At 70.4% G+C, this 22813-nt stretch carries 22 protein-coding genes; 11 read left to right on the forward strand and 11 right to left on the reverse strand.

What is annotated here, in order from left to right:
* From MKK88_RS22745 to MKK88_RS22755, 3 genes are all read right to left on the reverse strand, one after another.
* Positions 1-222, reverse strand: a 222-nt coding sequence (locus MKK88_RS22745) for a hypothetical protein (protein ID WP_244003939.1), incomplete at its 3' end; no start/stop codon positions are given.
* A 496-nt stretch (positions 223-718) separates the two neighbouring features.
* Positions 719-1303: a cytochrome b gene (locus tag MKK88_RS22750; protein WP_244003767.1), complete on the reverse strand. Its 585-nt coding sequence runs from the start codon at positions 1301-1303 to the stop codon at positions 719-721.
* Complete coding sequence (locus tag MKK88_RS22755; protein ID WP_244003769.1) at positions 1300-2448, reverse strand: acyl-CoA dehydrogenase family protein; 1149 nt, start codon at positions 2446-2448, stop codon at positions 1300-1302. The genes MKK88_RS22750 and MKK88_RS22755 overlap by 4 nt, the downstream gene beginning before the upstream one ends.
* 260 nt (positions 2449-2708) lie before the next feature.
* Between MKK88_RS22755 and MKK88_RS22760 the strand changes: the two genes are divergently transcribed.
* Entirely contained in the window at positions 2709-4397 is a 1689-nt protein-coding gene (locus tag MKK88_RS22760) for a thiamine pyrophosphate-binding protein (RefSeq protein WP_279602473.1), read from the forward strand.
* A gap of 9 nt (positions 4398-4406) precedes the next feature.
* Here the strand turns inward: MKK88_RS22760 and MKK88_RS22765 are convergent, their stop codons facing one another.
* A complete protein-coding gene (locus MKK88_RS22765) occupies positions 4407-5735 on the reverse strand; it encodes an Nramp family divalent metal transporter (protein WP_244003773.1) in 1329 nt (442 codons plus the stop codon).
* 157 nt (positions 5736-5892) lie between these two features.
* Between MKK88_RS22765 and mntR the strand changes: the two genes are divergently transcribed.
* The 3 genes from mntR to MKK88_RS22780 are packed head-to-tail and all read left to right on the forward strand — an operon-like array spanning position 5893 to position 7019.
* A complete protein-coding gene (gene mntR, locus MKK88_RS22770; RefSeq protein WP_244003775.1) occupies positions 5893-6354 on the forward strand; it encodes a manganese-binding transcriptional regulator MntR in 462 nt (153 codons plus the stop codon).
* Positions 6355-6405: 51 nt separating this feature from the next.
* Positions 6406-6666, forward strand: coding sequence for a DUF4926 domain-containing protein (locus MKK88_RS22775; RefSeq protein ID WP_244003777.1), 261 nt, complete (start codon positions 6406-6408; stop codon positions 6664-6666).
* Positions 6663-7019 carry a DUF6883 domain-containing protein gene (locus MKK88_RS22780; RefSeq protein WP_244003779.1) on the forward strand — a complete coding sequence of 119 codons (357 nt, stop codon included), beginning with the start codon at positions 6663-6665 and terminating at the stop codon, positions 7017-7019. The genes MKK88_RS22775 and MKK88_RS22780 overlap by 4 nt, the downstream gene beginning before the upstream one ends.
* Before the next feature lie 8 nt (positions 7020-7027).
* On the opposite strand, the gene MKK88_RS22785 is transcribed toward MKK88_RS22780, so the two are convergent.
* The gene (locus tag MKK88_RS22785; protein ID WP_244003781.1) at positions 7028-8212 is read right to left on the reverse strand and encodes a putative zinc-binding metallopeptidase; all 1185 of its coding nucleotides are present in this window, start codon (positions 8210-8212) and stop codon (positions 7028-7030) included.
* A 203-nt stretch (positions 8213-8415) separates the two neighbouring features.
* Here MKK88_RS22785 and MKK88_RS22790 point away from each other — a divergent pair, with 203 nt between their 5' ends.
* The 4 genes from MKK88_RS22790 to MKK88_RS22805 all read left to right on the forward strand — a co-directional run bounded on the left by MKK88_RS22790 (position 8416) and on the right by MKK88_RS22805 (position 15465).
* Positions 8416-11694, forward strand: coding sequence for a DUF2126 domain-containing protein (locus MKK88_RS22790; protein WP_244003783.1), 3279 nt, complete (start codon positions 8416-8418; stop codon positions 11692-11694).
* Between the two features lie 13 nt (positions 11695-11707).
* Positions 11708-14245: a circularly permuted type 2 ATP-grasp protein gene (locus MKK88_RS22795; RefSeq protein ID WP_244003785.1), complete on the forward strand. Its 2538-nt coding sequence runs from the start codon at positions 11708-11710 to the stop codon at positions 14243-14245.
* Entirely contained in the window at positions 14242-15141 is a 900-nt protein-coding gene (locus MKK88_RS22800) for a transglutaminase family protein (RefSeq protein ID WP_244003787.1), read from the forward strand. The genes MKK88_RS22795 and MKK88_RS22800 overlap by 4 nt, the downstream gene beginning before the upstream one ends.
* Before the next feature lie 90 nt (positions 15142-15231).
* Complete coding sequence (locus MKK88_RS22805; protein ID WP_244003789.1) at positions 15232-15465, forward strand: antitoxin MazE-like protein; 234 nt, start codon at positions 15232-15234, stop codon at positions 15463-15465.
* On the opposite strand, the gene MKK88_RS22810 is transcribed toward MKK88_RS22805, so the two are convergent.
* From MKK88_RS22810 to MKK88_RS22830, 5 genes are all read right to left on the reverse strand, one after another.
* A complete protein-coding gene (locus MKK88_RS22810; RefSeq protein ID WP_244003791.1) occupies positions 15392-16003 on the reverse strand; it encodes a pyridoxamine 5'-phosphate oxidase family protein in 612 nt (203 codons plus the stop codon). The genes MKK88_RS22805 and MKK88_RS22810 overlap by 74 nt on opposite strands.
* A 7-nt stretch (positions 16004-16010) precedes the next feature.
* Entirely contained in the window at positions 16011-17711 is a 1701-nt protein-coding gene (locus MKK88_RS22815) for a lysine--tRNA ligase (protein ID WP_244003793.1), read from the reverse strand.
* A 129-nt stretch (positions 17712-17840) separates the two neighbouring features.
* Positions 17841-18119, reverse strand: a complete 279-nt coding sequence (locus MKK88_RS22820; RefSeq protein ID WP_244003795.1) for a type II toxin-antitoxin system RelE/ParE family toxin — start codon at positions 18117-18119, stop codon at positions 17841-17843.
* On the reverse strand, positions 18116-18343 hold the full coding sequence (locus MKK88_RS22825; protein ID WP_244003797.1) for a hypothetical protein: 228 nt from the start codon (positions 18341-18343) through the stop codon (positions 18116-18118). Before MKK88_RS22825 ends, MKK88_RS22820 begins: the two co-directional genes overlap by 4 nt.
* Before the next feature lie 78 nt (positions 18344-18421).
* The gene (locus MKK88_RS22830) at positions 18422-19243 is read right to left on the reverse strand and encodes a transporter substrate-binding domain-containing protein (protein ID WP_244003941.1); all 822 of its coding nucleotides are present in this window, start codon (positions 19241-19243) and stop codon (positions 18422-18424) included.
* Positions 19244-19418: 175 nt separating this feature from the next.
* Between MKK88_RS22830 and MKK88_RS34130 the strand changes: the two genes are divergently transcribed.
* Together MKK88_RS34130 and MKK88_RS22840 are read left to right on the forward strand one after the other, a co-directional pair.
* Entirely contained in the window at positions 19419-20735 is a 1317-nt protein-coding gene (locus tag MKK88_RS34130; protein WP_244003799.1) for a glycosyltransferase, read from the forward strand.
* 119 nt (positions 20736-20854) lie between these two features.
* Positions 20855-21520: a hypothetical protein gene (locus MKK88_RS22840; RefSeq protein ID WP_244003801.1), complete on the forward strand. Its 666-nt coding sequence runs from the start codon at positions 20855-20857 to the stop codon at positions 21518-21520.
* On the opposite strand, the gene MKK88_RS22845 is transcribed toward MKK88_RS22840, so the two are convergent.
* Entirely contained in the window at positions 21513-21743 is a 231-nt protein-coding gene (locus MKK88_RS22845) for a DUF6471 domain-containing protein (protein ID WP_244003803.1), read from the reverse strand. The genes MKK88_RS22840 and MKK88_RS22845 overlap by 8 nt on opposite strands.
* A 107-nt stretch (positions 21744-21850) precedes the next feature.
* On the opposite strand from MKK88_RS22845, the gene MKK88_RS22850 reads away from it, so the two are divergent.
* Entirely contained in the window at positions 21851-22813 is a 963-nt protein-coding gene (locus MKK88_RS22850; protein ID WP_244003805.1) for an IS1595 family transposase, read from the forward strand.

The following is a 22813-nucleotide window of genomic DNA, read 5'->3' on the forward strand; positions in this document are numbered from 1 at the left end:
CGGCTGCTCGGAGCCGCGCAGGCGGACCGGCCCGGCGGGGGCGGTCGGCACGATCTGGCCGAGGGTGTTCAGGTTCTGGGCGCCGCTCGAATTGCCGCCGCCGGCCCCGACCGGCGACGTCGAGACAACACTGATTTCACCAAGTGTTACGGCTTGCTGTGCATGCGCGATGCCCGGCAGCATTGCTACCGACGCGATGAGACTGCCACGAAGGGCCCGCATATTTCCCCCGACCTTTTTTAAGCCACGCGTCGCTTCACGATTGCGTTCGGTCACTGATACGTGATCGCAGCTTGGCCACAAGATGCGGGCCGTCGTTGTTCGACCCCTGAGGTCGTTCACCCGCGCAATCGGTGGGCACCGTGGCTCCGATATCACAAATCCTCAATGAAATCAGGGTTTTACGGGAGCAAGAGGCAATACAATCTAGGATAATCTGGCAACGTTGCCGCCGCGATCGGGCATGGCTCTGCGCCTCGCCCTTCACGATGTTTGGCGCTCGACTTCGCCGCCAGCGCTCCCCGTCATCGCGAGCGCGAGCGCTGCGGCGCGGCCTGGCTCGCCGCAGCGCTGACTGAATCGTTTCGCTCGCGCTCGCAGGGACGGTAGCCGCGCGCAGGGCGCCGGACGGCCTTGTTCCAAACGATCGGCCCGTCAGATCCGAACCAGAGATCCAGATCGGACAGGGCCAATCTGCGCCGCCTCGTCCCGGGGCCCGTCAGGTCATCCGCGCCAGCACGTCGTCCTTCCAGAGCGCCCGGTGCAGCAGGGCCATGGCGACGTGACCGATCAGCACCGCCAGCAGGAGGAAGGCCAGCCAATGGTGGAGCAGGTCGCCCGGGGCCACCATCCAGTCGATCTTGCTGTCCCGGCCCGGCATGAGCGGGATTCCGTAGGGCGTGAACGGCTTGCCCGATCCGTACTGGCGCAGCAGCGCGAGTCCCGGCACCACGATCATCAGGGCGTAGATCACGGCATGGCCCGCCACCGCGGCGCGGCCCAGGCGGCCCCGATGCGACGGGCGTCGCGGGAGATTGGCGAGCCCCCAGGCGCCGCGCAGCAGCACGAGCGCGAACAACGTCGCCCCCAGGGTGAAGTGGCTCCCGCCGACGAAGCGCGTCAGTGCCGTATCGCCGAGGCCGACATAGAGCAGCGCCCCCGCGAACTGCCACGCGAACAAGGCCGCCATCAGCCAGTGGAAGACGCGGCTGACGCGGCCGTAGCGCCGCGGCGCGTCGCGCCAGACGGCCTGCGCCGGCTCGGGGCGGTCGGGAACTATCCCGGCGGCCGGGATCCCCGTCATGGGACGCCCCCGTCCCACAGCTCGGCCATCCCCTCCCCGGCCGCCAGGATCTCCGCCGCTGCGCCGGTGAGCGCCTGGTCGGGTCCCGGCTGGCGCAGATAGGTGGCGAGGTCGCGTGAGAGCTGCTCCAGCGGGTGCCCGCGCAGGAAGCCCGGCAGGCCGACGGAGCGCTGGGCGAGCTGCAGCACGTCGAGCCCGGCTTTCTCCACCGCGAGCCGGGCGAGGTTGACGAAGGCGACGACGCGTGCGGCCGGCAGCGTCCCGCCGGTGGCCAGGGCGGCCGCCCGCGCCACCCAGTGCCGCGCCCCCTCGACCGCGATGGCGCCCTCCCCGAGGCGCGCGAGCTGATGCGGATCGGCCCCGCGCCCGAGGCGCACGAGATGCGCCCGCCACGCGTCGAACACCGCCTCGATGCCGCCGAGCTGCACCGCCGTGAACCGCCACGCGCCCCCCGAGAAGGCCGGCTGGCGGAAATAGTCGCCCGGCTGGCCGAGGATGTCCCCGTCCGAGAGGGCGATCCCGCCGAAATCGAGGGTTCCGGTCGCCGAGGCCCGCATGCCCTGCGCCCGCCACGCCGACAGGTCGGCCCGGGTGCCCGGCTCCAGGGGCACCACCAGCATGAGGGTCCCGCCGCCGCGCGGACATTGCCCCGTCACCAGAGCGCGGGTCACGAAGCCCGCGCCCGAGGCAAAGGATTTGGCACCGCTCAAGGACAGGCCGTCCCCATCCGCAGCCAGGGCGAGGCCCGCCCCCGAGGGCTCGGTGTTCCAGACGCCGAACAGGTGGCCCGCACGGGCATCGGCGAACAGGCGCGCGCGCTGCCCGGTGTCGCCGTACTGGCCGACGAGCTGAAGCGCGTTGACATGGCCCTCGTAGAGCCGTCCGAGGGCGAGGCTGCCGTAGCCGATGAGGCGCAAAACCTCGGCCAGTATGCCGGCGCCGGGCTCCTCGCCGAGGCCTGCCCCGCCCAGCGCGGTCGGGATCGGCGCGGCGAGCAGGCCCAGCCGAGCCAGGTCGGCGACATCGTCGCCAGGGAATCCATCGTCGCGATCCTGGCCGCCAGCGCGGTGCGCCGCCGACAGGGACACCGCGCGCGCGGCGGCTTCGGCGTCGCGGCTCAGATCGGGCGGCGTCCGCTGGTCCATGGTGTCCTTCCAACGGGCGACGTCGCGTAGCCGGATCCTCCAGCCGCCTTTCCGGCCGCAGGGCGATCCCCGTTCACGGGCTCGTGAGCCGTTGCACCATGCGACCGGAGCGTCCGCAAGTCGACCATGCGCCGCGCCTCTATCGGCTTGATGGGACCGGCGATGGCCCGATCGAAGGCCGGTCCACCCTCGGCAGGCGGCTTGGTCTTGCCCTGGAGCGCCCATCGTCTAGCCTCGCATCCGCTTCTGTGGGGGTGGGCATGGGGATCGAATCGGTGGACGCGGCAGGCCGCCGTCGGGGCGCCGACCTCCTGGTGGAGGTGCTGCGCTCGGAGGGCGTGCGCTACATCTTCGGCAATCCCGGCACGACCGAATTGCCGCTCATCGACGCGCTCACCGAGGCGCCCGACATCGCCTACATCCTCGCCCTGCAGGAGGCGACCGCCGTGGCGATGGCGGACGGCTACGCGCAGGGGGCGCGGCGGCCCGCCTTCCTCAACCTGCACACGGCGGGGGGCCTCGGCCACGCCATGGGCGGGCTGGTGAATTCCCAGGTCTCGGGCACGCCGCTCGTGGTCACCGCGGGGCAGCAGGATCTCCGCCACGCGCTGACCGACCCGCTCCTGATGGGCGACCTCGTGGCCATCGCCGACCCGGTGATGAAATGGGCCCGCGAGGTGACGAGCCCCGACCAGATCCCGATTCTGCTGCGCCGCGCCTTCCACGATGCGGGGGCGGCCCCCTCCGGCCCGGTCTTCCTGTCCCTGCCCATGGACGTGATGGAGGCAATGAGCACGGTCCCCGCGGGCGAGACCTCGACCATCGACCAGCGGGCGGTGGCGGGCTCCCTCGATCGCTTGGCCGAAAAGCTCGCCGCGATCGCCCCGGGCCGGCTCGCCCTGATCGCGGGCGACGAGATCGACGCCTCGGACGCTTCCGCGCAGATGGTGGCGCTCGCCGACCTGCTGGCGGCGCCAGTCTACGGCTCGTCCTGGCCGGCCCACATCCCGTTCCCGACCGCACACCCGCTCTGGGCCGGCAACCTGCCGACCCGGGCGGACGCCATCGCGGAGATCCTCGGGCGCTACGACGCGGTGTTCGCGCTCGGCGGCAAGTCGCTGATCACCGTGCTCTACTCGGAGGTCTCGGCGGTGCCGCCGGGGGTTCAGGTGTTTCAGCTCTCGGCCGACGTGCGCGACCTCGGGCGGACCTACGCCACATCCCTGTCGACGGTGGGCGACATCCGCGCCTCGCTCGACGCCCTGCTGCCGCTGCTGAGCCCTCGCCTCGCCGACCGGGCCGAGATGTTCGCGGAGCTGCGCACCCAGGCGGTGACCGCCCGGGCCGAGCGCCGGGCGAAGCTCGCCGCCGCCGCCGATGCCGCCTTCGAGGATCCGGTGATCGCGCCGCTGGTCGCCGCCCGGGAGGTGGCCCGCGCGGTCGGGGCCGAGACCACCATCGTGGACGAGGCCCCCGCGACGCTGACCCACCTGCGTACCTTCCTCGACAGCCCCTCGGCCCACCAATACGCAGCGATGCGCGGCGGCGTGCTCGGCTGGGGCATGCCGGCCGCGGTGGGCTTCTCGCTGGGTCTCGACCGCGCGCCCGTGGTCTGCGTCGTGGGCGACGGGGCGGCCATGTACTCGCCGCAAGCCCTCTGGACGGCCGCGCACGAGAAGCTGCCGGTCACCTTCGTGGTGATCAACAACGCCGAGTACAACATCCTCAAGACCTTCATGAAGGGCCAGGCGCACTACGCCTCGGTGCGCGCCAACCGCTTCATCGCCATGGACCTCACCGATCCGCGGATCGATTTTCCGGCGCTCGCCGCCTCGATGGGCGTGCCGGCCCGGCAGGTAACCGCCGCCGCCGATATCGCCCCGGCGATCGAGGCGGGGATCCGGTCGGGGGGCGCCAATCTGGTGGAGGTGGTGGTGCGGGCGACATGAGGGGGGCTCTCACCCCAATCCCGGCACCGGAACCCCGAAGGCCGCCGCCAGCAGCACCATGTTGAGCCCGAGCACCACCGCGGCCCCCGCCACGGCCGCCGCCTGGGTCAGCGGCCCGTTGGCAAAGGGCCCCATCACGCTCCGGCGCCGGGTGAACACCACCAAAGCCACCATCGGCACCGGCAGGGCGAGCGACAGCACCACCTGCGACAGGACCAGCGCCCGGGTCGGGTCGATCCCGATCGCCACCACCACGAAGGCCGGCAGCATGGTCGCGAGCCGGCGGACGAGGAGCGGGATCCGCCATCCGGTGAAGCCCTGCATCACCATCTGCCCGGCGAGCGTGCCGACCACCGAGGAGGAGATCCCGGAGGCGAGCAGCGACACCAGGAAGGCCGCCCCCGCGGCGGGCCCGAGCAGCGGCGTCAGGGTCCGGTAGGCCTCGCCGATCTCGGCGATCTCGCTGTGGCCGAGATGGAAGGCCGCCGCCGCCATGATCACCATCGCGATGTTGACGAGGCCCGCCAGCATCAGCGCAACCACCACCTCGCGGTTCGAGTAGCGGACCAGCAACCGCCGGTCGGCCTCGGTGCGGGGATTGCCCCGCCCCTGGGTCAGGCCCGAATGCAGGAACAGCGCGTGCGGCATCACGGTGGCGCCGATGATGCCCACCGCGATGGTCAGCGCCTCTGCGTCCGGAATGCGTGGGGTGACGAGACCTTTGGCCGCCGCGCCCCAGGCCACCGGGGCCACCAGCAGCTCGACCGCGTAGCAGAGGCCGATCGTGCCGACCATGACGCCGATGGCGATCTCCAGCGGCCGGAACCCCTCGTGCTCCAGGAGCAGGAACGCGTAGGTGACCACCGCCGTGACCGCCATGCCGGCCATCAGCGGCATGCCGGTGAGCAGCGACAGGCCGATGGCGCCGCCGAGGAACTCCGCGAGGTCGGTGGCCATGGCGGCGACCTCGCTGATGCCCCAGAGGGCAAGGCGCACCGGGCGGCTCGTGGCGTCCCGGCAATGCTCGGCGAGATTCTTTCCGGTGACGATCCCGAGCTTGGCCGAGAGCGCCTGGAACAGCATCGCGGTCAGGTTCGCGAGCAGCACCACCCAGAGCAGGCCGTAGCCGTAGCGGGCGCCGGCCTGGATGTTGGTGGCGAAGTTGCCGGGGTCCATGTAGGCGATCGAGGCCGTCACGGCCGGCCCCACGAACAGCAGGAACCGGCCGCGGCCGCTCCTGCGCCCGTCGAGCACGTCGCGGATCGCGCCCTCGGTCCGCCGGCTCATCGCCCCCGGCGCGGCGCGAACCGGGGCGGTCGCGGCGTTCGGCGCCACCATGCTCAGACCCTCTCCTCAAAAATATAGCGCAGGCTATATTCAGGGCTGCGGCCGTGAGATTCAAGGGGCTCGTATCGCGTGTGCGGGACTCCCCTGCCGGTGCGGGTTTTTGCTAGACAGGCGCGGGGCGGCGCGTGCGTGCCGAGAGGGAGAGCCCATGCAGGAACCGTCCGAGCAGGGCGCGCCCGAGACCGCTTTGGTCGATCCCGAGCGCCATGTGGAAAGTTTTCGCCAAGCCCGCGAGGCGCGGCGCTCGGAACTGGTCGAGGATTACGTCGAGCTGATCGACGACCTGATCGGCGACGGCGGCGAGGCGCGGCAGGTGGACATCGCGGCGCGCCTCGGCGTTGCGCAGCCGACCGTCGCCAAGATGCTCAAGCGCCTGTGCGAGGACGGGCTCGTCCAGCAGCGGCCCTATCGCGGCGTGTTCCTGACCGAGGCCGGCCGGCGGCTCGCCGCCCAGGCCCGGGAGCGCCACCGGATCGTCGAGCGCTTCCTCTGCGCGCTGGGGGTGAGTTCCGAGACCGCCCGGCGGGACGCCGAGGGGATCGAGCACCATGTCAGCGCCGAGACGCTGGAGGCGTTCCGTGCCTTCGCGGCGCGGCATGGGGGGCCGTGAGGGGCAAGAGTCTGCGTTGCGATCGAGAGAGGGAGGATTATCGTGTGCGCCATGCGAGCCCAGCTTTCGAAAACGTCGGTGCCGCCCGCCGGGGCTGAGACGGACGGTCCGGTCCGCGAACTCGATCGGGTGCGGGTTCTTCAGGCCGTGACGGGCGACGACGACCTGATGGTGCCGGTCGGCGCGACGGGGACCGTGGTCGCGGTCTACGCCGACGGTGCGGCGTTCGAGGTCGAGTTCACGGAGCCCGTCGACACGCTGGCGACGGTCGAGGCCGCCGCGGTGCGCCTCGTCGAACGGGCGGTCAGGTGACCCTCGGTGAAGCGGACTGGCCCTCCCGCTTTCACATCGCCCCCGCCAAGATAGCGGCTTATCTGCTCAACCTGGATCACAAGGACGGCGCCGCGAAATGCCGCTTCCTCGCGGTGTTCGGCTTCACGCCGCGCAACCCGGATGACCTCAGGGACGCGCTACACAGGCATCGTTGCCGGGCGAATTTCCGGGGCGTCCGTCCCGGCTATGAGGCCATCAAGCTCTACTTCGAGGGACCGCTCGCAGCGTTGATCGGACTGGACCCACAGGTCAGGACCGTCTGGCAGATCGATGACGGCGATCCGTCGCGGACGGCGCGATTCATCACCCTGAAGCCGCTCCCGCGCCGGTGAAACTATCTTCACCCCGTCGCCGCCGCCACCCTCTGGCGCAGCCCCAGGATCACCGCGCGCAGCATCTCGGCCCCCGCCTCGCCGGCATCCGGCAGGGTGCCGGTGCGCGACGCGTAGACCCGCTCATGCACGAAGGCGAGCTTGGCGATCACCGTCGGCGTCAGCTTGAACGGGTAGAGCGCCGGCTGGCCCATGCTGTGGGACAGCGAGTTGATCGCGTAGGTCAGCGGCAGCCACGCGGCGATCAGCCGGTCGAGGTCGAGGGTGTTGTAGGGGTCGAAGTCGATCACGGTGGGCGCCTGGGTCCCGTGGCGCAGGCGCGGACGCACGTGCAGCTCGAAGGTCGAGGCGGTCTCCACCGTGTCGACGATGTGCAGGTAATGCGCGAAGGTCTCGGCGAAATCCTCCCACGGGTGGGCGGTGGCGTAGGCCGAGACGTAGGATTCGTCCCAGTCGGCCGGCGCGCCCTTCGCGTAATGGTCCTGCAGGGCCTGGACGTAGTTCGCGCGCTCATCGCCGAACAAAGCCCGGAAGGGCTCCCAGGTCGGGCTGTTCAGCACCAGCAGATACCAGAAATAATGCCCGATCTCGTGCCGGAAATGGCCGAGCAGGGTGCGGTAATGCTCGCCGAACAGGATCCGGCGGCGCTCCCGCTCGACATCGTCGGCCTCGGCGATGTTCATGGTGATCAGGCCGTTGATGTGCCCGGTCAGCACCGGCGGCCCGCCGGCAAAGCTCTCGCTCGGGTCGACCAGGAAGTCGAAGGCCAGCCCGTCCGTGTACTGGGCGCGGGTGGCGAGCGGCAGTTCCAGGCGCAGCAGCGAGTAGAACAGCCGGCGCTTGGCGGCTTCGATCTGGCGCCAGCGGGTGAGGTTCCAGCCCCGCGAGAGGTCCGGCACCACCCGGTTGTGGCGGCAGGCGGTGCAGAAGATGTCCGGGCTGTCCTCCGGCACCAGCCAGTTGCAGGCCTCCGAGAGGGCGTTGTTGCACAGGCGGTAGCGTCCGCCGGGATCCGCGTAGGCGTGGAAGACCTGCGCGCCGCCCATCAGCGGGTGCGCCGAGAGCCCCTGCGGCTCCAGGGCCGAGACCTCGTGGACCGCGCAGACGTAGCCCAGGCGCCGGGCGCAGCTCTCGCAGGCGGTCGCCTCGAAGGTGACCGGCTGGTCGCAGGCCTGGCACTGGAAGATCTTCATCGGGCCGTCCCGGGCCGGCATCCGGCCCACCTGCCGGTCAAGCGGAGCCGCGGGGCAAAGTTCCTGCCAGACGCCCGGGCCGGCGCGCAAGCCACCGCACGGAAATTGCTTGTCGGCACGTCTGTAGCGCATAACGGCGCGGTGGGGTCCGGCGCCCGGGACCGGCATCGAGAACCGCGTTCGATCCTTTCGACGGAGCCATCGTGTCGATCAAAGCCGCCCTGCACCACGTCACCCATTACCGCTACGACCGGCCGATCAGCCTGGGTCCCCAGGTGATCCGCCTGCGCCCGGCTCCGCACGCGCGCACCAAGATCCCGGCCTACGCGCTGACGGTGACGCCCGCCAACCACTTCCTGAACTGGCAGCAGGATCCGAGCGGCAACTGGCTCGCCCGCCTCGTCTTCCGGGAGAAGACCGACGAGTTGAAGATCGAGGTCGATCTCACCGCCGACATGGCGGTGATCAACCCGTTCGACTTCTTCGTGGAGGATTACGCGCAAACCCGGCCCTTCACGTACGACCCGGATCTCGCCGAGGAGCTGGCCCCCTACCGCACTCCGGTCGATGCAGAGTGCCCCGAGATGGAGGCGCTGCTCGCCCGGCTGCCCGAGGAGCCCAGCACCGTCCAGTTCCTGGTGGCGCTGAACGCCCAGATCGCCCGAGAGACCGCCTACGGCGTCCGCATGGAGCCCGGCGTCCAGACGCCCGCCGAGACCCTGCGGCTCAAGAGCGGGTCGTGCCGGGATTCCGCGTGGCTGCTCGTGCAGGTGCTGCGCCGGATCGGCTTCGCGGCCCGGTTCGTCTCCGGCTACCTGATCCAGCTCGTGCCCGACACGACCGCGGTCGACGGCCCGACCGGGGCGTCCGCCGACTTTACGGATCTGCACGCCTGGGCCGAGGTCTACCTGCCGGGCGCCGGCTGGGTCGGCATGGACGCGACCTCGGGGCTGCTCACCGGCGAGGGCCATATCCCGCTGGCCGCGACGCCGCACTACCATTCGGCGGCGCCGATCTCGGGGGCGATGGAGCCGGCCAAGACGGACTTCGACTTCCGGATGGCGATCACCCGGGTCGCCGAGACGCCGCGGATTACCAAGCCGTTCTCGGAGGCGGTCTGGGCCGACATGGACGCGCTGGGCGAGCGGGTTGACGCTGACCTCCTGGCGCAGGACGTGCGGCTGACCATGGGCGGCGAGCCGACCTTCGTGTCGGTGGACGATTTCGAGTCGCCCGAGTGGAACATCGCCGCGGTCGGCCCGACCAAGCGCAGCCGCGCCGACCAGCTGATCCGGCGCCTGCGCGACCGGTTCGGGCCGGGCGGCCTGCTGCATTACGGCCAGGGCAAGTGGTATCCCGGCGAGAGCCTGCCCCGCTGGGCCTTCGCGCTCTACTGGCGCAAGGACGGCAAGCCGATCTGGCAGGATCCGGCCCTGATCGCCCCGGAGGTGATCGCCGGAGAGGGAGGTCAGGCCACCATCGCGCAGGCCAAGGCGCTGGCCGACGGGGTGGCCCGCCGCCTCGGCCTGCCCGACTACGTCTTCCCGGCCTTCGAGGACGGCGACCTCTGGGAGAAGAAGGTCGCGGCGCTGCCGGTCAACGTCACGCCCGCCGAGGCCCGGTCCGGCTCGGTGGAGTTCGACGCCCGGATCAAGCGCGTCTACGCCCGCGGCCTGGGCGAGGCGGCCGGCTACGTCCTGCCGCTCGCCAGCCTCCCCACCGGCCAGGACGGCGATGCCGACCGGGTCTGGATCTCGGAGAAGTGGGAATTCCGGCGCGGCGGCGCCTTCCTGGTGCCGGGGGATTCGCCGGTGGGCTTCCGCCTACCCCTGTCGTCCCTGCCCTACGTGCCCCCGGAGCACTACCCCTACTACCAGCCGCAGGACCCCCTGGAGCCCCGCGCGGCCCTACCCGACGGGCATCCCGGCGAGACAACCGCCAACGGCGCGGGGATCACAGGCGTCGCGGTGCGCACGGCCCTGTCGATCGAGCCCCGGGACGGGGTGGTGCGGGTGTTCATGCCGCCGGTGCAGCGCGTCGACGAGTATCTCGAACTCGCCGGACACCTCGAAGCGGCGGCGGCCGCGCTGAACCTGCCGATCCAGATCGAGGGCTACGAGCCGCCCTACGACCCGCGGATCGGCGTGATCAAGGTGACGCCCGATCCCGGCGTGATCGAGGTGAACGTCCACCCGGCCGCCTCCTGGCGGGAGGCGGTGGCGATCACCACCGACCTCTACGCCGAGGCCCGCCAGACCCGGCTCGGCGCGGAAAAATTCATGACCGACGGGCGCCACACCGGCACCGGCGGCGGCAACCACGTGGTGATGGGCGGGGTCACGCCGGACGATTCCCCGTTCCTGCGCCGGCCCGACCTGCTCAAGAGCCTCGTGCTCTACTGGCAGCGCCACCCGTCGCTCTCCTACCTGTTCTCGGGCCTCTATATCGGCCCGACCAGCCAGGCCCCGCGCATGGACGAGGCCCGTCACGACGGGCTCTACGAGCTGGAGATCGCGCTGGCCCAGATCCCCGCCCCCGACGCGCCCAACATCCCGCGCTGGCTGGTCGACCGGGTTTTCCGCAACATCCTCGTGGACGTCACCGGCAACACCCACCGGGCCGAGATCTGCATCGACAAGCTCTACTCGCCGGACGGGCCGACCGGACGCCTCGGCCTCCTGGAGTTCCGCGCCTTCGAGATGCCGCCGGACGCCCGGATGAGCCTCGCCCAGCAATTGCTGCTGCGTGCCCTCGTGGCGTGGCTGTGGCGCGAGCCGCAGACCGGGAGTTGTGTCCGCTGGGGCACGAACCTCCACGATCGGTTCATGCTCCCGCATTTCCTCTGGTCCGACTTCCTCGGGGTGCTGGAGGATCTGCGGGCGGCAGGCTACGCTTTCGATCCGGTCGCCTTCGAGGCGCAGGCCCTGTTCCGGTTCCCCGTGTTCGGCACGATCGAGCAGGGCGGGGTCCGGATGGAGCTGCGTCAGGCGCTGGAGCCCTGGCACGTCATGGGCGAGGAAGGGACCAGCGGGGGCACCGTGCGCTTCGTCGACAGCTCGGTCGAGCGGTTGCAGGTCAAGGTCGAGGGCTTCGTGCCCGAGCGGCACGTCATCGCCTGCAACGGCCGGCGGCTGCCCATGACCTCCACCGGCCGCGGCGGCGAGGCCGTGGCGGGGCTGCGCTTCAAGGCGTGGCAGCCGGCCTCCTCGCTGCATCCGACCATCCCCGCCCACGCACCGCTGACCTTCGACATCCTCGATGCCTGGAGCGGACGCTCCCTCGGCGGCTGCCGCTACCACGTCGCCCATCCGGGCGGCCGCAACTACGAGACCCACCCGGTCAACGCCTACGAGGCCGAGGGTCGGCGCCTCGCCCGGTTCCAGCCGCACGGCCACACACCGGGCCAGATCGTGATGCCCCGGCCGGAATCGAGCGCGGAATTCCCGCTGACCCTCGACCTGCGCACGCCGGCCCCGCAATGACCGGAGGGCCGTGATGGAGGCGGCGCTCGCGGAGAGTCTCGCCCGAGCCGAGCCGGCGGAGGACCCGCGGGCACGCGTCGCCCGGTGGGCCGCGGATTACCGCCCTGCCCCCGGCCGGCCGGACGAGTTCCTGGGTCCCGACGGCCAGCCCCGCGGGGCCTGGCCGCGCCTCCTCGACCATCTCGGCGGCCTCACCGAGACGGAGATCCTGGCCCGCTTCGTCGCGGCGGAGCGGCACATCCGCGACGCGGGCATCTCGTTCCGGATCGCCGGCGACCAGCGCGAGCATCCCTGGCCGCTCGGCTGCCTGCCCCTGGTGATCGAGGGGCCCGAGTGGGAGACGCTGAGCGCCGGCATCGTCCAGCGCGCGGAGCTGATGGAGGCGATCCTCGCTGACGTCTACGGGGATGGACGGCTGGTCGCGGAGGGGCTGCTCCCCGCCGCGATCGTGGCCGGCACGCCGGAATTCCTGCACCCGCTCCACCGGGTCATGCCCCCCGGTGGCCATTACCTGAAGCTCTACGCCGCCGATCTCGGCCGGGGGCCGGACGGGCGCTGGCAGGTGCTCGCCGACCGGACGCAGGCCCCCTCGGGCCTCGGCTGGGCGCTGGAAAACCGGATGGTCCTGGCGCGGACCTTCCCGGATTTCTTCCAGGACCTCCATGTCGAGCGCCTGCCGGCCTTCTTCCAGGCGTTTCGCGACGGGCTGGCGCTGGGCGCGGAGCGGATCGACCCGCGGATCTGCCTCCTGACCTCCGGCCCCTACAGCAGCACCTATGTCGAGCAGGCGGCGCTCGCCCGCTATCTCGGCCTGATGCTGGTGGAGGGCGACGACCTCGTCATGCAGGACGGGCGCCTGCACGTGCGCACCGTCTCGGGCCTGAAGCGGGCCGACGCCCTGTGGCGCCGGATCGACGCCGACTTCCTCGATCCCCTGGAACTGAACCCGGCCTCGCGGCTCGGCGTCCCCGGCATCCTGGAGGCCCTGCGCAACGGCTCCCTGGTGGTGACCAACATGCCGGGCTCGGGGCTCGTGGAGTCGGCGGCGCTCGCCCCCTATCTCGACGGCATCGCCCGCCGGGTGCTGGGCGAGCCCCTGCGCCTCGGCCATCCGCAGACATGGTGGTGCGGCGACCTCGAGGGCTTGGGCCATGCCCAGGCCAACCTCGACAGCCTGACCCTGCGCCCGGTCGCCACACCCCAGCGCGGGGCCGGGCGCGACGCGATCCTGGCGGGTCCGGTCCTGGCGGCGGAGCGCGAGCGGGTGGTGGCGGCCCTGCGCGACCGGCCGTTCGACTACGTCGCCCAGGAGGCCGCGCCGCTCTCGACCATGCCGGGCTGGGAGCGCGGCCCGGAGGGGCTTTCTCTGGTGCCCCGCCCCTTCGTGGTCCGCGTCTTCGCCACGCGGACCCCGCTCGGCTGGCAGGTCATGCCCGGGGGCTTCTGCCGGTTCGCCGAGCGCGAGGATGTCGATCCGATCGAATTGCGGCTCGGCATCCGCTCGGCGGATGTCTGGATCCTCTCGGAGAAACCGATCGCCGCGCCCCTGATCGGCTCGCACGCGGCCCCGCGGGTGCGGCGGGTCGGCGGCCACCTCCCCGCCCGGGCGGCCGACGGCCTGTTCTGGCTCGGCCGCTACCTGGAGCGCAGCGAGGCGGTGATCCGGCTGGTGCTGGCCCATCTGCGCAGCGTCGGCGACGCGGTCGGCACCGACATCTCGGGGGCCCTCGACACGCCGGCCGCCCTGGCGTTGCGCGGCCTCCTGCACGAATGGGCCGCCATCGGTGCGCCCGACCTGCCCACCGCCCGCCTCGCCCAGGAGGCACTCTCCGGGCGCGAGCGGTCGGGCTCGGCCTGGGCGCATATCGGGTCGGCCCGTCGCAACGCCGCCGCCCTGCGCGCCCGCCTCTCCGGCGAGGTCTGGCGGGTGCTGGCCGATCTCGGCGAATCCCTCTCCCTCGACACCGAGCGGGCCTTGGCCGAATCCCAGCTCACGGGCCGGGCCGAGCGGGCGCTGAGCCAGCTCGCGGCGCTCTCGGGCCTCACCCACGAGAACATGAGCCGGGCGGAGGGCTGGCACTTCGTCGAGCTCGGTCGGCGGGTCGAGCGGGCGATCAACACCTGCACCTTCGCGCTGGCCTTCGCCAACGACGAGGCGACGCCGGGCTGCCTCGGGGTGATGCTGTCGCTCTGCGATTCGCAGATCAGCTACGGGCGCCGCTACCTGCAGGGGGCGGCCCTCGACCCCGTGCGCGACATGGTGCTGCTCGACCCCTACAACCCGCGTTCGATCGCCTTCCAGGCGGAGGCGATCACCCGGCACCTCGCCGACCTGCCGGCGCTGGCCGCCGACGGCATCCCGGAGCCGCATCACCGCCTCGCGATCCGCATCCTGGCGGATCTGCGCAGCGGCGAGGCGGCCGATTTCGACGCCGTGCGCCTCACCGCCCTGGAGTCCGACCTCGAGCGCCTCGCCGACGGCATCGCGGCGCGCTACTTCCCGACGGGGCCGAACGCCCTGCGCCCAGAGAAGCTGATGGGGCTGGCGTGATCTATACGCTGCGCCACCGCACCACCTACCGCTACGGCCGGCCGGTGCGCTTCGCCCGCTGCACCCTGCGGCTCAAGCCGCAGGATGGCGAGGGCCAGAGCGTGCTGGCGAGCGCCGTCACGATCGACCCGAGCCCTGCCACCGCGATGACGCGGCACGATTATTTCGGGATCGACGCCCTGGCGATCACCCTGGAGACGCCCCACACCACCTTCAGCGTCGAGGCGCTCTCTACCGTGCGGGTCGAGCGCCCCGAGCCGCCGCCGCCGGAATCCGGGATGGCCTGGGAGCAGGTCCGCGATGCGGTGGTGGCGGGGCGCGACCTCGGCGGCCGGGCGCCGGTGCATTTCCTGTTTCCGAGCGGCCGGGTGCCGCTGCTGCCCGAGGTGACCGACTACGCGCGGCCGAGCTTTGCCGCCGGCCGCAGCGCCTACGGGGCGGCCCACGACCTGATGCTGCGGATCGGCCGGAATTTCCGCTTCGATGCCCGGGCCACCAACGTCTACACGCCGCTGTCCGAATCCTTCGCGCTGCGGGCTGGGGTCTGCCAGGATTTCGCCCACGTGATGATCGCCGCCTTGCGCGGGATGGGCCTGCCGGCCGCCTATGTCAGCGGCTACCTGCGCACGGTGCCGCCGCCCGGCCGCCCGCGCCTGCGCGGGGCGGATGCGAGTCACGCCTGGGTGGCGGTCTGGTGCGGCGCGGGCTGGCTCGGCCTCGACCCGACCAACGGCGTGGCGGTGCGGGACGACCACATCGTGGTGACCCGCGGCCGGGATTACGGCGACGTGGCGCCGGTCGACGGCATCGTCAGCGGCTCGGGCAAGCAGCGCCTCAAGGTCGAGGTGGATGTGATTCCCGATACCGAGACGCAGGATCTGGCGCTGGTGGGGTGAGGCCGGACGGTGACGGCCGGGGTCCCCGCCCGTCTTGACGGCCGTCGCCCGCTTGCCGCACCCTGACCCATGATAAAGAGCGGGACGCCGATGGTCGCGCAGGTAACGTGGGACCCTGAGGACACGAGCCAGCCGGGCTTTGTCGCGGAATGCCGCCGCCAGTCGCTGCTGGTCGCGCAAGCCGATGCGGCCGATGAGGCGTTGGGCGCCTTCCTCGATGCCGCCCTCGCCGATCTCGACGAGCCGTCCCTCACCACATCGTCTTCGCGGCCCGCTCCGGCCACTCCGCATCGTAGCGCGGGCCGCCGACCTCGCCCGCGGTGAGCGCCCCCAGGATCGCCCCCGGGCTCGGCAGGCTGGCCGGATCGATGCGGGACTCCGGATCCCACAGCCCCGCCCGGATGATCGCCCGTGCGCACTGGAAGTAGATCGCCTCCACGGTGATCACGAGCGCGGTGCGCGGCGCGTGGCCGTCGACGCTGAAGGAGGCCAGCAGATCCGGATCGGCCGAGATCACCGCCCGCCCGTTCACCCGGAGCGTGGTGCCCGAGCCCGGGATCAGGAACAGCAGCGCCACCCGGGGATCGCGCACGATGTTGCGCAGCGAGTCGATCCGGTTGTTGCCCCGCCGGTCCGGCAGGATCAGCGTGCGCGGGTCGGCGACCCGCACGAAGCCCGGCCGGTCCCCGCGCGGGCTGCAATCGAGCCCTTCCGGACCGCTCGTCGCCAGCACCGCGAAGGGCGAGGCGTCGATCAGCGCCGCGTAATCCGGCGTGACCGAGGCCGCCACCTTGACCGTGGACGCGGCCGCCAGGGGCGCGTGGTAGATCGCCTCCAGGGCGGCGAGACTGTCGACGATCATTGCGCGCTCACGCCGCCGTCTTGCCGGCCGCGAAGGCTTCGTGCTCGGCCACCAGCGCCCCCGACAGGGCAGACTGGATCAGCCCCCGCGTCTCCTCCACTCCGTAAAGTGCCACGAAGGAGCCGAGCCGGGGTCCGCGCGCCTCGCCGAACAGCACGTTGTAGAGGCTCGTGAACCACGCCTGCGACACGCCGGGCCGCCCGTCCGGGCTCTTGGCCTTGCCGGACGTATCGGGGAAGTGGCGCCGCCCGACCTCGTAGACAGCCGCCTGCAGGGCCTCCGGATCGGTGGAGCCCGCATGCTCGCCCAGCGTCTCCGACAGGTCCTCCAGCGCCGCCCGCTCCTCGGGAGTCGGCGCCCGGTAGGTCTTGGCGGGCCGCACGAAATCCGAAAAATACGTCAGCGCGTGCTTCACCAGCCGGTCGAGGCCCGGATGGGTCTCCGGCCCGGTCTGTGGCGCGTAGCGGCGGATGAAGCCCCACAGCACCGCCGGATCCTCGGTGTTGGCGACCGCGGCGAGGTTGAGCAGCATCGCGAAGGTCAGGCTCGCGCCCTCCACCCGCTCGGGCTCGGGTGGGTTGCCGGCGTGGAGGTGCCAGACCGGGTTGCCCAGCCGCAGCTTCGCGTCCTGGCCGGCATAGCGGTCGAGGAAGCCGATATACTCGTCCACGTGCCGGGGGATCACGTCGAAGAACAGACGCTTGGCCTCGCGCGGCTTGTTGTACATGAACAGGGCCAGCGAATCCGGCGTGCCGTACTTGAGCCAGTCGTCGATCGTCAGGCCGTTGCCCTTCGACTTCGAAATCTTCTGGCCCTTCTCGTCAAGGAACAGCTCGTAGTTGAAGCCCTCCGGCGGCTCACCGCCGAGCGCCCGGGCGATTTTGCCCGAGAGCTTGACCGAGTCGATCAGGTCCTTGCCGGCCATCTCGTAATCGACGCCGAGCGCCACCCAGCGCATCGCCCAATCGGGCTTCCATTGCAGCTTGGCGTGGCCGCCGGTCACCGGCGTCTCGTAGCGCTCGCCGGTCTCGGGATCGCGCCACACGATGGTGCCGCTCTCGGCCTTCACCTCGTCGATCGGCACCTGCATCACGTGGCCGGTGACCGGGTGGAGCGGCAGGAACGGCGAGTAACTCGCCGAGCGCTCGGCGCGCAGCGACGGCAGCATGATCTCCATCACGGCGTCGTAGTGTTCGAGCACGCGCAGCAGCACCGTGTCGAACACGCCCGCGCGGTAGCACTCGGTGGCCGAGCGGAACTCGTAACTGAACCCGAAGGCGTCGAGGAAGCGGCGCAACTCGGCGTTGTTGTGCGCCCCGAAGCTGTCATGGGTGCCGAACGGGTCCGGCACGCGGGTGAGCGGCTGGTTGAGATGGGCGGCCAGCATCTCCCGGTTCGGGACGTTGTCGGGCACCTTGCGCAGCCCGTCCATGTCGTCCGAGAAGGCGATCAGCCGGGTCGGCACCGCATCGCGGGTGAGCACCCGGAAGGCGTGGCGCACCATGGAGGTGCGGGCGACCTCCCCGAACGTGCCGATATGCGGCAGTCCCGAGGGGCCGTAGCCGGTCTCGAACAGCACCTCGCGCTTGCCGGATTTCTCCAGCCGCGCCACGAGCTTGCGCGCCTCCTCGAAGGGCCAGGCGGCGGCGTTGGCGGCGGCCTCGATGGTGTCGGGGTCGAGGGTCAGGGCTGGGGGTGCGGCGGACATGTCTTCGGGATGTGAGGAAAATGCGAAGCGCGCACCCTAGAGCGGTTCGCGCCGGAGCGGAACGCCCGGGGGCGCAATCCGGGGTTCCAGGGCTGTGTGAGAGGGGCGACGCGGCGCCCGCGCCGGCGTTCAAGCCTGTGGCTGCCGAGCGGTGTGGCGAATCCCGAGGACGAGGATCTCGTCATCCGCAACGCGATAGGTGATGGCATAGGGATAGGGACGCGCCACGACGCGCCTGACGCCGCCGCGGGCCGTCATCGAACCCACGAACGGATGGTGCAGCAGAAGGTCCATGAGCGCCTGCAGACGCTTCTGCACACAACGCGCGCCGTGCGGGTTTCGCTGGGCGATGTAGGTGAGCAGGCTATCGAGCTGGTCGGCCGCGGGGCGGGTCAGCCGCAGTCTCACAGCCCATGCTTGGCCCAAATGGCGCGCACCTCCGCATCCGTAGCGTAGTCGCCCCGTGCAGCCGCCGCTTCGGCTTCGTCGAGTTCCGCCTCTTCCTCCGGCGTGAACCGATAGAGGGAGGCCCCGTCATCCACGAAGGCCAGCATCAGGCGGGCGATCTCGTCCTGCATCTCCGGTGCGAGAACCCGTGCCTTCGCCACGGCCTTTTCGAGCAGATCGGTCATGCGCCGCTCCTGATCCATGGAGACCCAATGCCGTGCAGGATCCCCGATTCGCGAATCCGGTGGAAGCCTCTCGCCCCCTCAGAACGGGCTGACGGGGAAGAACCGCAGGTACAGCTCCGTATACTTCCCGTCGTCCCAGACCCGCTGGAGCGCGTCGTCCAGCGCCCGGGAGAGGGCGGCGTCCTCCGGGCGGGTGATCAGGCCGATCCCCTCCCCGAAATAGCGGTTCTCCAGATAATCGCCGCCGATGAGCGCGCAGCAATTTTCCGCGTCCTGCCCGCCGACATAGAGGGCGAGGTTCAGGCCGTCGGCGAACAGGTAGTCGATCTCGCCGCGCTTCAGCGCACTCTCGGCCGCCGTCAGATCGGTGAAGTCCCTCGGGACGGCCTTCGGGAAGAAGGCTTTCAGGTAGGCCGCATGCGCGCTGTTGCCGAGCACCCCGACGCTGCGGCCCGCGAGCGCCGCCGCCGAGGGGACCGGCAGACCCTTGTCGGTCCGTGCCGCGAAGCGCGCCGGCCAGCGGAAATACGGCCGCGTCGCCAGAAACTTCTCGCGCAGCTTCGCCGTCAGGGGGATCGCGGCGGCGACCACGTCGCCCTGCTTGCTGTCCAGCGCGTCCAGCAGGGTGTCGAAGCGGCGCGCCTGCACGGTGCAGGTGATGGCGAGCTTCTCGCAGACCGCGCGGGCGAGCTCGACCACGAAGCCGGTCGGGTTGCCGTCGGGGCCGGCGAAGTGCAGCGGCGGGAACTCGTCGTCCGTGAGGAAGCGGACCGCCCGGCCGGTCTGGGGGGCCTCCACCCGCTCGCCGCGGCTGCGCGGGTTCCAGAAATCCGGGACCGTCACGGCGGGCGGCGCGGCCTGCGTCTCCGCCGCAGCGGCCCTGCGCGGCCCACCCCACACGCCGCACAGGGCGACGGCGATCACGGCCGCTGGGAGCCAGACGGGTGCGCGCCGCCGGCCCGCCCCCGCCGCGCGAACCCGGTCCGGAGCGGACACAAGGTCGGCGCAAGAGAGCGGGCATAAACAAGGGCTTGGGGCCGTCTCTGATTGCAATGCGTTCAGAGACGGCTCCGAGGTGGGGGCGGTGCTCCTGCTGGAGCGCGGGGGCGGGGACTGGCTCACCTCCGGTCCCTACCACGTCCTGAGGTCAGCGGGGGAGCGCGGCGTGCCGTTCCAGCGCGCGTCGGCGGCCCTGCCGCCGGAGATCGCCTTCCTTCGCACCGAGGGGGTCGCGGAGCGGCTGCTGATCCGAACCGCCGCCGATGCGGCTCAGGCCGGCACGGACGCCGCGACCGCGCTGCTGAATGCCGGCCTGATGGAGGAGGCGGCGTATTACCGCGCCCTCGCCCGGGCGCTTGGCGCCCCCTATCTGGACGGGTCGATCCCGTTCGGTCCGGGCCTGTGCTTCCCCGGGACCGTAGTCTCGGGTCTCGCGATGCTGGCGCCGGGATCGGTGGCGCCCTGGGTGCTGGCCCCCCGCGGCCGGGTGATCGCCGCACTGCTGGACGGCCGGCGTCCGGCCGGTCCGGCGGCCATCACCAGCCCAACCCACCTACGCGAGGCCGTGTTCGCCGCGATCCCGGCGCAGGTGGCGGATTATGCGGCGCACGACCGCGCACGGTGCGCGCCGGAGCGGGCGACCGCGCGTGAGCCGGCCGTCTGGAGGCTTCTGGTCCTGGCCCTCGTTTCGATCGCGGGGCTCTGCCTCTGCGCGGCGCTCCCGGCGCCGATCGCCGGCGCGGTGGTGCTCGCCGCGCAAAGCCTGTTCCTGGCCATGACGACCGTCCGCCTCGCAGCCGTGGCGATCGCGGCCCCGGTCACCGTCGAGGTGCCGCCGCTCACCGATGCGGCCCTGCCCGTCTATACCATCCTGGTCCCGCTCTACCGGGAGGCCGCGGTGGTTCCGGCCCTGCTGCGGGCCCTGGCGGCCCTCGACTATCCCCCGGCCAAGCTCGACATCAAGCTGCTGATCGAGGCCGGTGATCCGGAGACAGCGGCGGTGCTCGCGCCGATCCCCCTGCCCGCCCGGTTCGAGGTGATCACGGTGCCGCCAGGTACCCCACGCACCAAGCCGCGGGCGCTCAATGCCGGGCTGCCGCTGGCCCGCGGGAACCTGCTCACGGTCTTCGACGCCGAGGACGATCCCGACCCCGGGCAGTTGCGGCTGGCCGCCGCGCTGTTCGCGCGCCTGCCCGAGCGGACCGCCTGTCTGCAGGGCCGGCTCGTGATCGACAACGCCGATGATTCCTGGCTCACCCGCGCCTATGCCCTGGAATATGCCGGCCTGTTCGATGTCCTGAACCCGGCGCTGGCCCAGTGCCGGCTGCCAGTCCCGCTCGGCGGCACCTCGATGCACCTGCGCGGCCTTATGGAGCAAATGCACCACTCGTGATGGCTTCTGCCACCGTTTGTGGTGCTTACCTCAAGGCCAAGTAGGAGAACGGGATTTGGATACCCCACGAAGGCATCAAGGCTCTCGCCGCATGAACGTTTACGCGGCATGTTGGACTCATGCTCAAGCCGCGCACCCCATTTCTTGTCAGCGTCCTGTTGGGGTTCTTGGGCGCACTTCTGGCCGCCGCCCTCAAGGCGATCTTCGATGTTACGGTTCAAGATTTCTGGAAGGACACCGCTACGCCGTTTCTACGCGAGCATGTTGGGCCGTGGAGTGCCACCATGCTTGAGTGGATTGGCCCCTTCTGGTTAGGCGCAGGTTCTGCTTTCGCGCTCATGTTCCTTGTAGAGATGGCCTTCGCGTGGCGACGACGCGAAGCCACGCGCCGCGACCAGGCCATAGACCTATCCAAATCAGTCTTCCACGGCATTGAAATTGACTTGCAGAGACTTCTCTCTCAGCTGTCCACCAATGGCAAAATGATTGCCGTTGACGGCAAGCTGTTCACAGAATGCAAGTTCATTGGGCCCGCATGCATGGTGATGGATGGAGATACTAACTTCATAGGCAATTTCAAGCTTGAAGATGTGGGGCATCCCCTTGAGCTAAGACCACAAGATGCGATTGTAGGAGCCCCGGTCTTTATCAACTGCACGTTTCAAAGTGTAGCATTCAAACGTGTACAACTGATCGTTCCGCAAAAATCCTACAGAGAAATCTACCGGTCGTTTTCTGAGCACATTCCGGTCTTTCAACGGAGGGATCCCGCCGGAGTTATTTGATAGACAGTTGGTCAACACCTATTGCAGCGAGACATTGAACAAAAAACACGGCGGTAAACTTGCCGCGGGCCATTTTATTGCGAATGTTGGGCTCTGTCTCTTTCACGCCAACGGCGGCCAGCTTGTCTACGAGCTGCGCGTAAGTCACGCCTTTCCGCTTTAGCTCGGCCTTGAGGATGCCTTTCACCCGCGCATCCCAAGCCTCTTCAGTTCCCTCAGACATGATGCATCCTATGCAATGGCTCATGCCATCATACGCGATGCTTTTGCCCTTGACTACGGTGCAGCCATGCCATCATATGCGATGCATAAGCACCGGACGCGATGGCAATGCCTTCCCACTTCCTCCTCTCGGCCCAGGCCCGTACCCTCTCCCTCAAGGCCATCTACAAGGCCGGCGAGGACGCGGCCTATGACACCTTCCGGCGCCTTCGTTGGCCCGAGACGGACGGTGAGCCCGTTTGCCCGAAGTGCGGCTGCCTAGACCACTACGACATCAGCACGCGCCGTCGCTTCAAGTGCGCCGGTTGCGGCACGCAGTTCAGCGTCACGAGCGGGACCATCTTCGCCTCGCGCAAGCTGTCCTTCATGGACCTGTGCGCCGGCATCGCGATCTTCGTGAACGCGGTGAAGGGCCTGTCCGCGCTCCAACTCGGCCGCGATCTTGACGTGTCCTACAAGACGGCCTTCGTCCTGGCGCACAAGCTGCGCGAGGCGCTGTCGGCTGAGCACAGGGACGCCACGCTAGCGGGCGAAGTCGAGATCGACGGCGCCTACTTCGGCGGCACCGTGCGTCCTGAGAACCGCAAGGAGGACCGCAAGGACCGCCGCCGCAAGGAGCACCTGAGCACGGAGCGCCGCGTCGTCATCGTCATGCGCGAGCGCCTTGGCCGCACCCTCACGTTCGTCGCCAAGCGAGAGGCCGAAGGCGTGAAGCTGGCCGAGACGCACGTCGCCAAGGGCACCAAGGTTTACGCCGACGAGGCGACGCATTGGGATGAGCTTGAGGCCCGCTTCCCCGACGCTGGCCGCATCAATCACACCGAGGCGTACTCAGCCGATGGCGCCAACACCAACCAAGCCGAGAGCTACTTCGCCCGCCTCCGTCGCATGGTGAGCGGCCAGCACCACTTCGTGACCGCTCGCTACCTCCACCAGTACGCGGCCGAAGCGGCTTGGAAGGAGGATTTCCGCCGTCTCGACAACGGCCGCGCCTTCAACCACGTGATCCGACTGGTGATGGCATCAGGCGTGAGCCGGACTTGGAAGGGCTACTGGCAGCGACATCAGTAG

This window comes from Methylobacterium sp. E-005, assembly GCF_022829725.1.
Taxonomy (GTDB): domain Bacteria; phylum Pseudomonadota; class Alphaproteobacteria; order Rhizobiales; family Beijerinckiaceae; genus Methylobacterium.

What these genes read in the sequence shown, in the direction of transcription:
- MKK88_RS22815 (WP_244003793.1), bottom strand. Translation starts at nt 17,711, where the DNA reads ATGTCCGCCGCACCCCCAGCCCTGACCCTCGACCCCGACACCATCGAG.
- MKK88_RS22785 (WP_244003781.1), bottom strand. Translation starts at nt 8,212, where the DNA reads ATGAAGATCTTCCAGTGCCAGGCCTGCGACCAGCCGGTCACCTTCGAG.
- MKK88_RS22795 (WP_244003785.1), top strand. Translation starts at nt 11,708, where the DNA reads ATGGAGGCGGCGCTCGCGGAGAGTCTCGCCCGAGCCGAGCCGGCGGAG.
- MKK88_RS22805 (WP_244003789.1), top strand. Translation starts at nt 15,232, where the DNA reads ATGGTCGCGCAGGTAACGTGGGACCCTGAGGACACGAGCCAGCCGGGC.
- mntR (WP_244003775.1), top strand. Translation starts at nt 5,893, where the DNA reads ATGCAGGAACCGTCCGAGCAGGGCGCGCCCGAGACCGCTTTGGTCGAT.
- MKK88_RS22755 (WP_244003769.1), bottom strand. Translation starts at nt 2,448, where the DNA reads ATGGACCAGCGGACGCCGCCCGATCTGAGCCGCGACGCCGAAGCCGCC.
- MKK88_RS22810 (WP_244003791.1), bottom strand. Translation starts at nt 16,003, where the DNA reads ATGATCGTCGACAGTCTCGCCGCCCTGGAGGCGATCTACCACGCGCCC.
- MKK88_RS22840 (WP_244003801.1), top strand. Translation starts at nt 20,855, where the DNA reads ATGCTCAAGCCGCGCACCCCATTTCTTGTCAGCGTCCTGTTGGGGTTC.
- MKK88_RS22765 (WP_244003773.1), bottom strand. Translation starts at nt 5,735, where the DNA reads ATGGTGGCGCCGAACGCCGCGACCGCCCCGGTTCGCGCCGCGCCGGGG.
- MKK88_RS22775 (WP_244003777.1), top strand. Translation starts at nt 6,406, where the DNA reads ATGCGAGCCCAGCTTTCGAAAACGTCGGTGCCGCCCGCCGGGGCTGAG.
- MKK88_RS22760 (WP_279602473.1), top strand. Translation starts at nt 2,709, where the DNA reads ATGGGGATCGAATCGGTGGACGCGGCAGGCCGCCGTCGGGGCGCCGAC.
- MKK88_RS22850 (WP_244003805.1), top strand. Translation starts at nt 21,851, where the DNA reads ATGCCTTCCCACTTCCTCCTCTCGGCCCAGGCCCGTACCCTCTCCCTC.
- MKK88_RS22750 (WP_244003767.1), bottom strand. Translation starts at nt 1,303, where the DNA reads ATGACGGGGATCCCGGCCGCCGGGATAGTTCCCGACCGCCCCGAGCCG.
- MKK88_RS22825 (WP_244003797.1), bottom strand. Translation starts at nt 18,343, where the DNA reads ATGACCGATCTGCTCGAAAAGGCCGTGGCGAAGGCACGGGTTCTCGCA.
- MKK88_RS22845 (WP_244003803.1), bottom strand. Translation starts at nt 21,743, where the DNA reads ATGTCTGAGGGAACTGAAGAGGCTTGGGATGCGCGGGTGAAAGGCATC.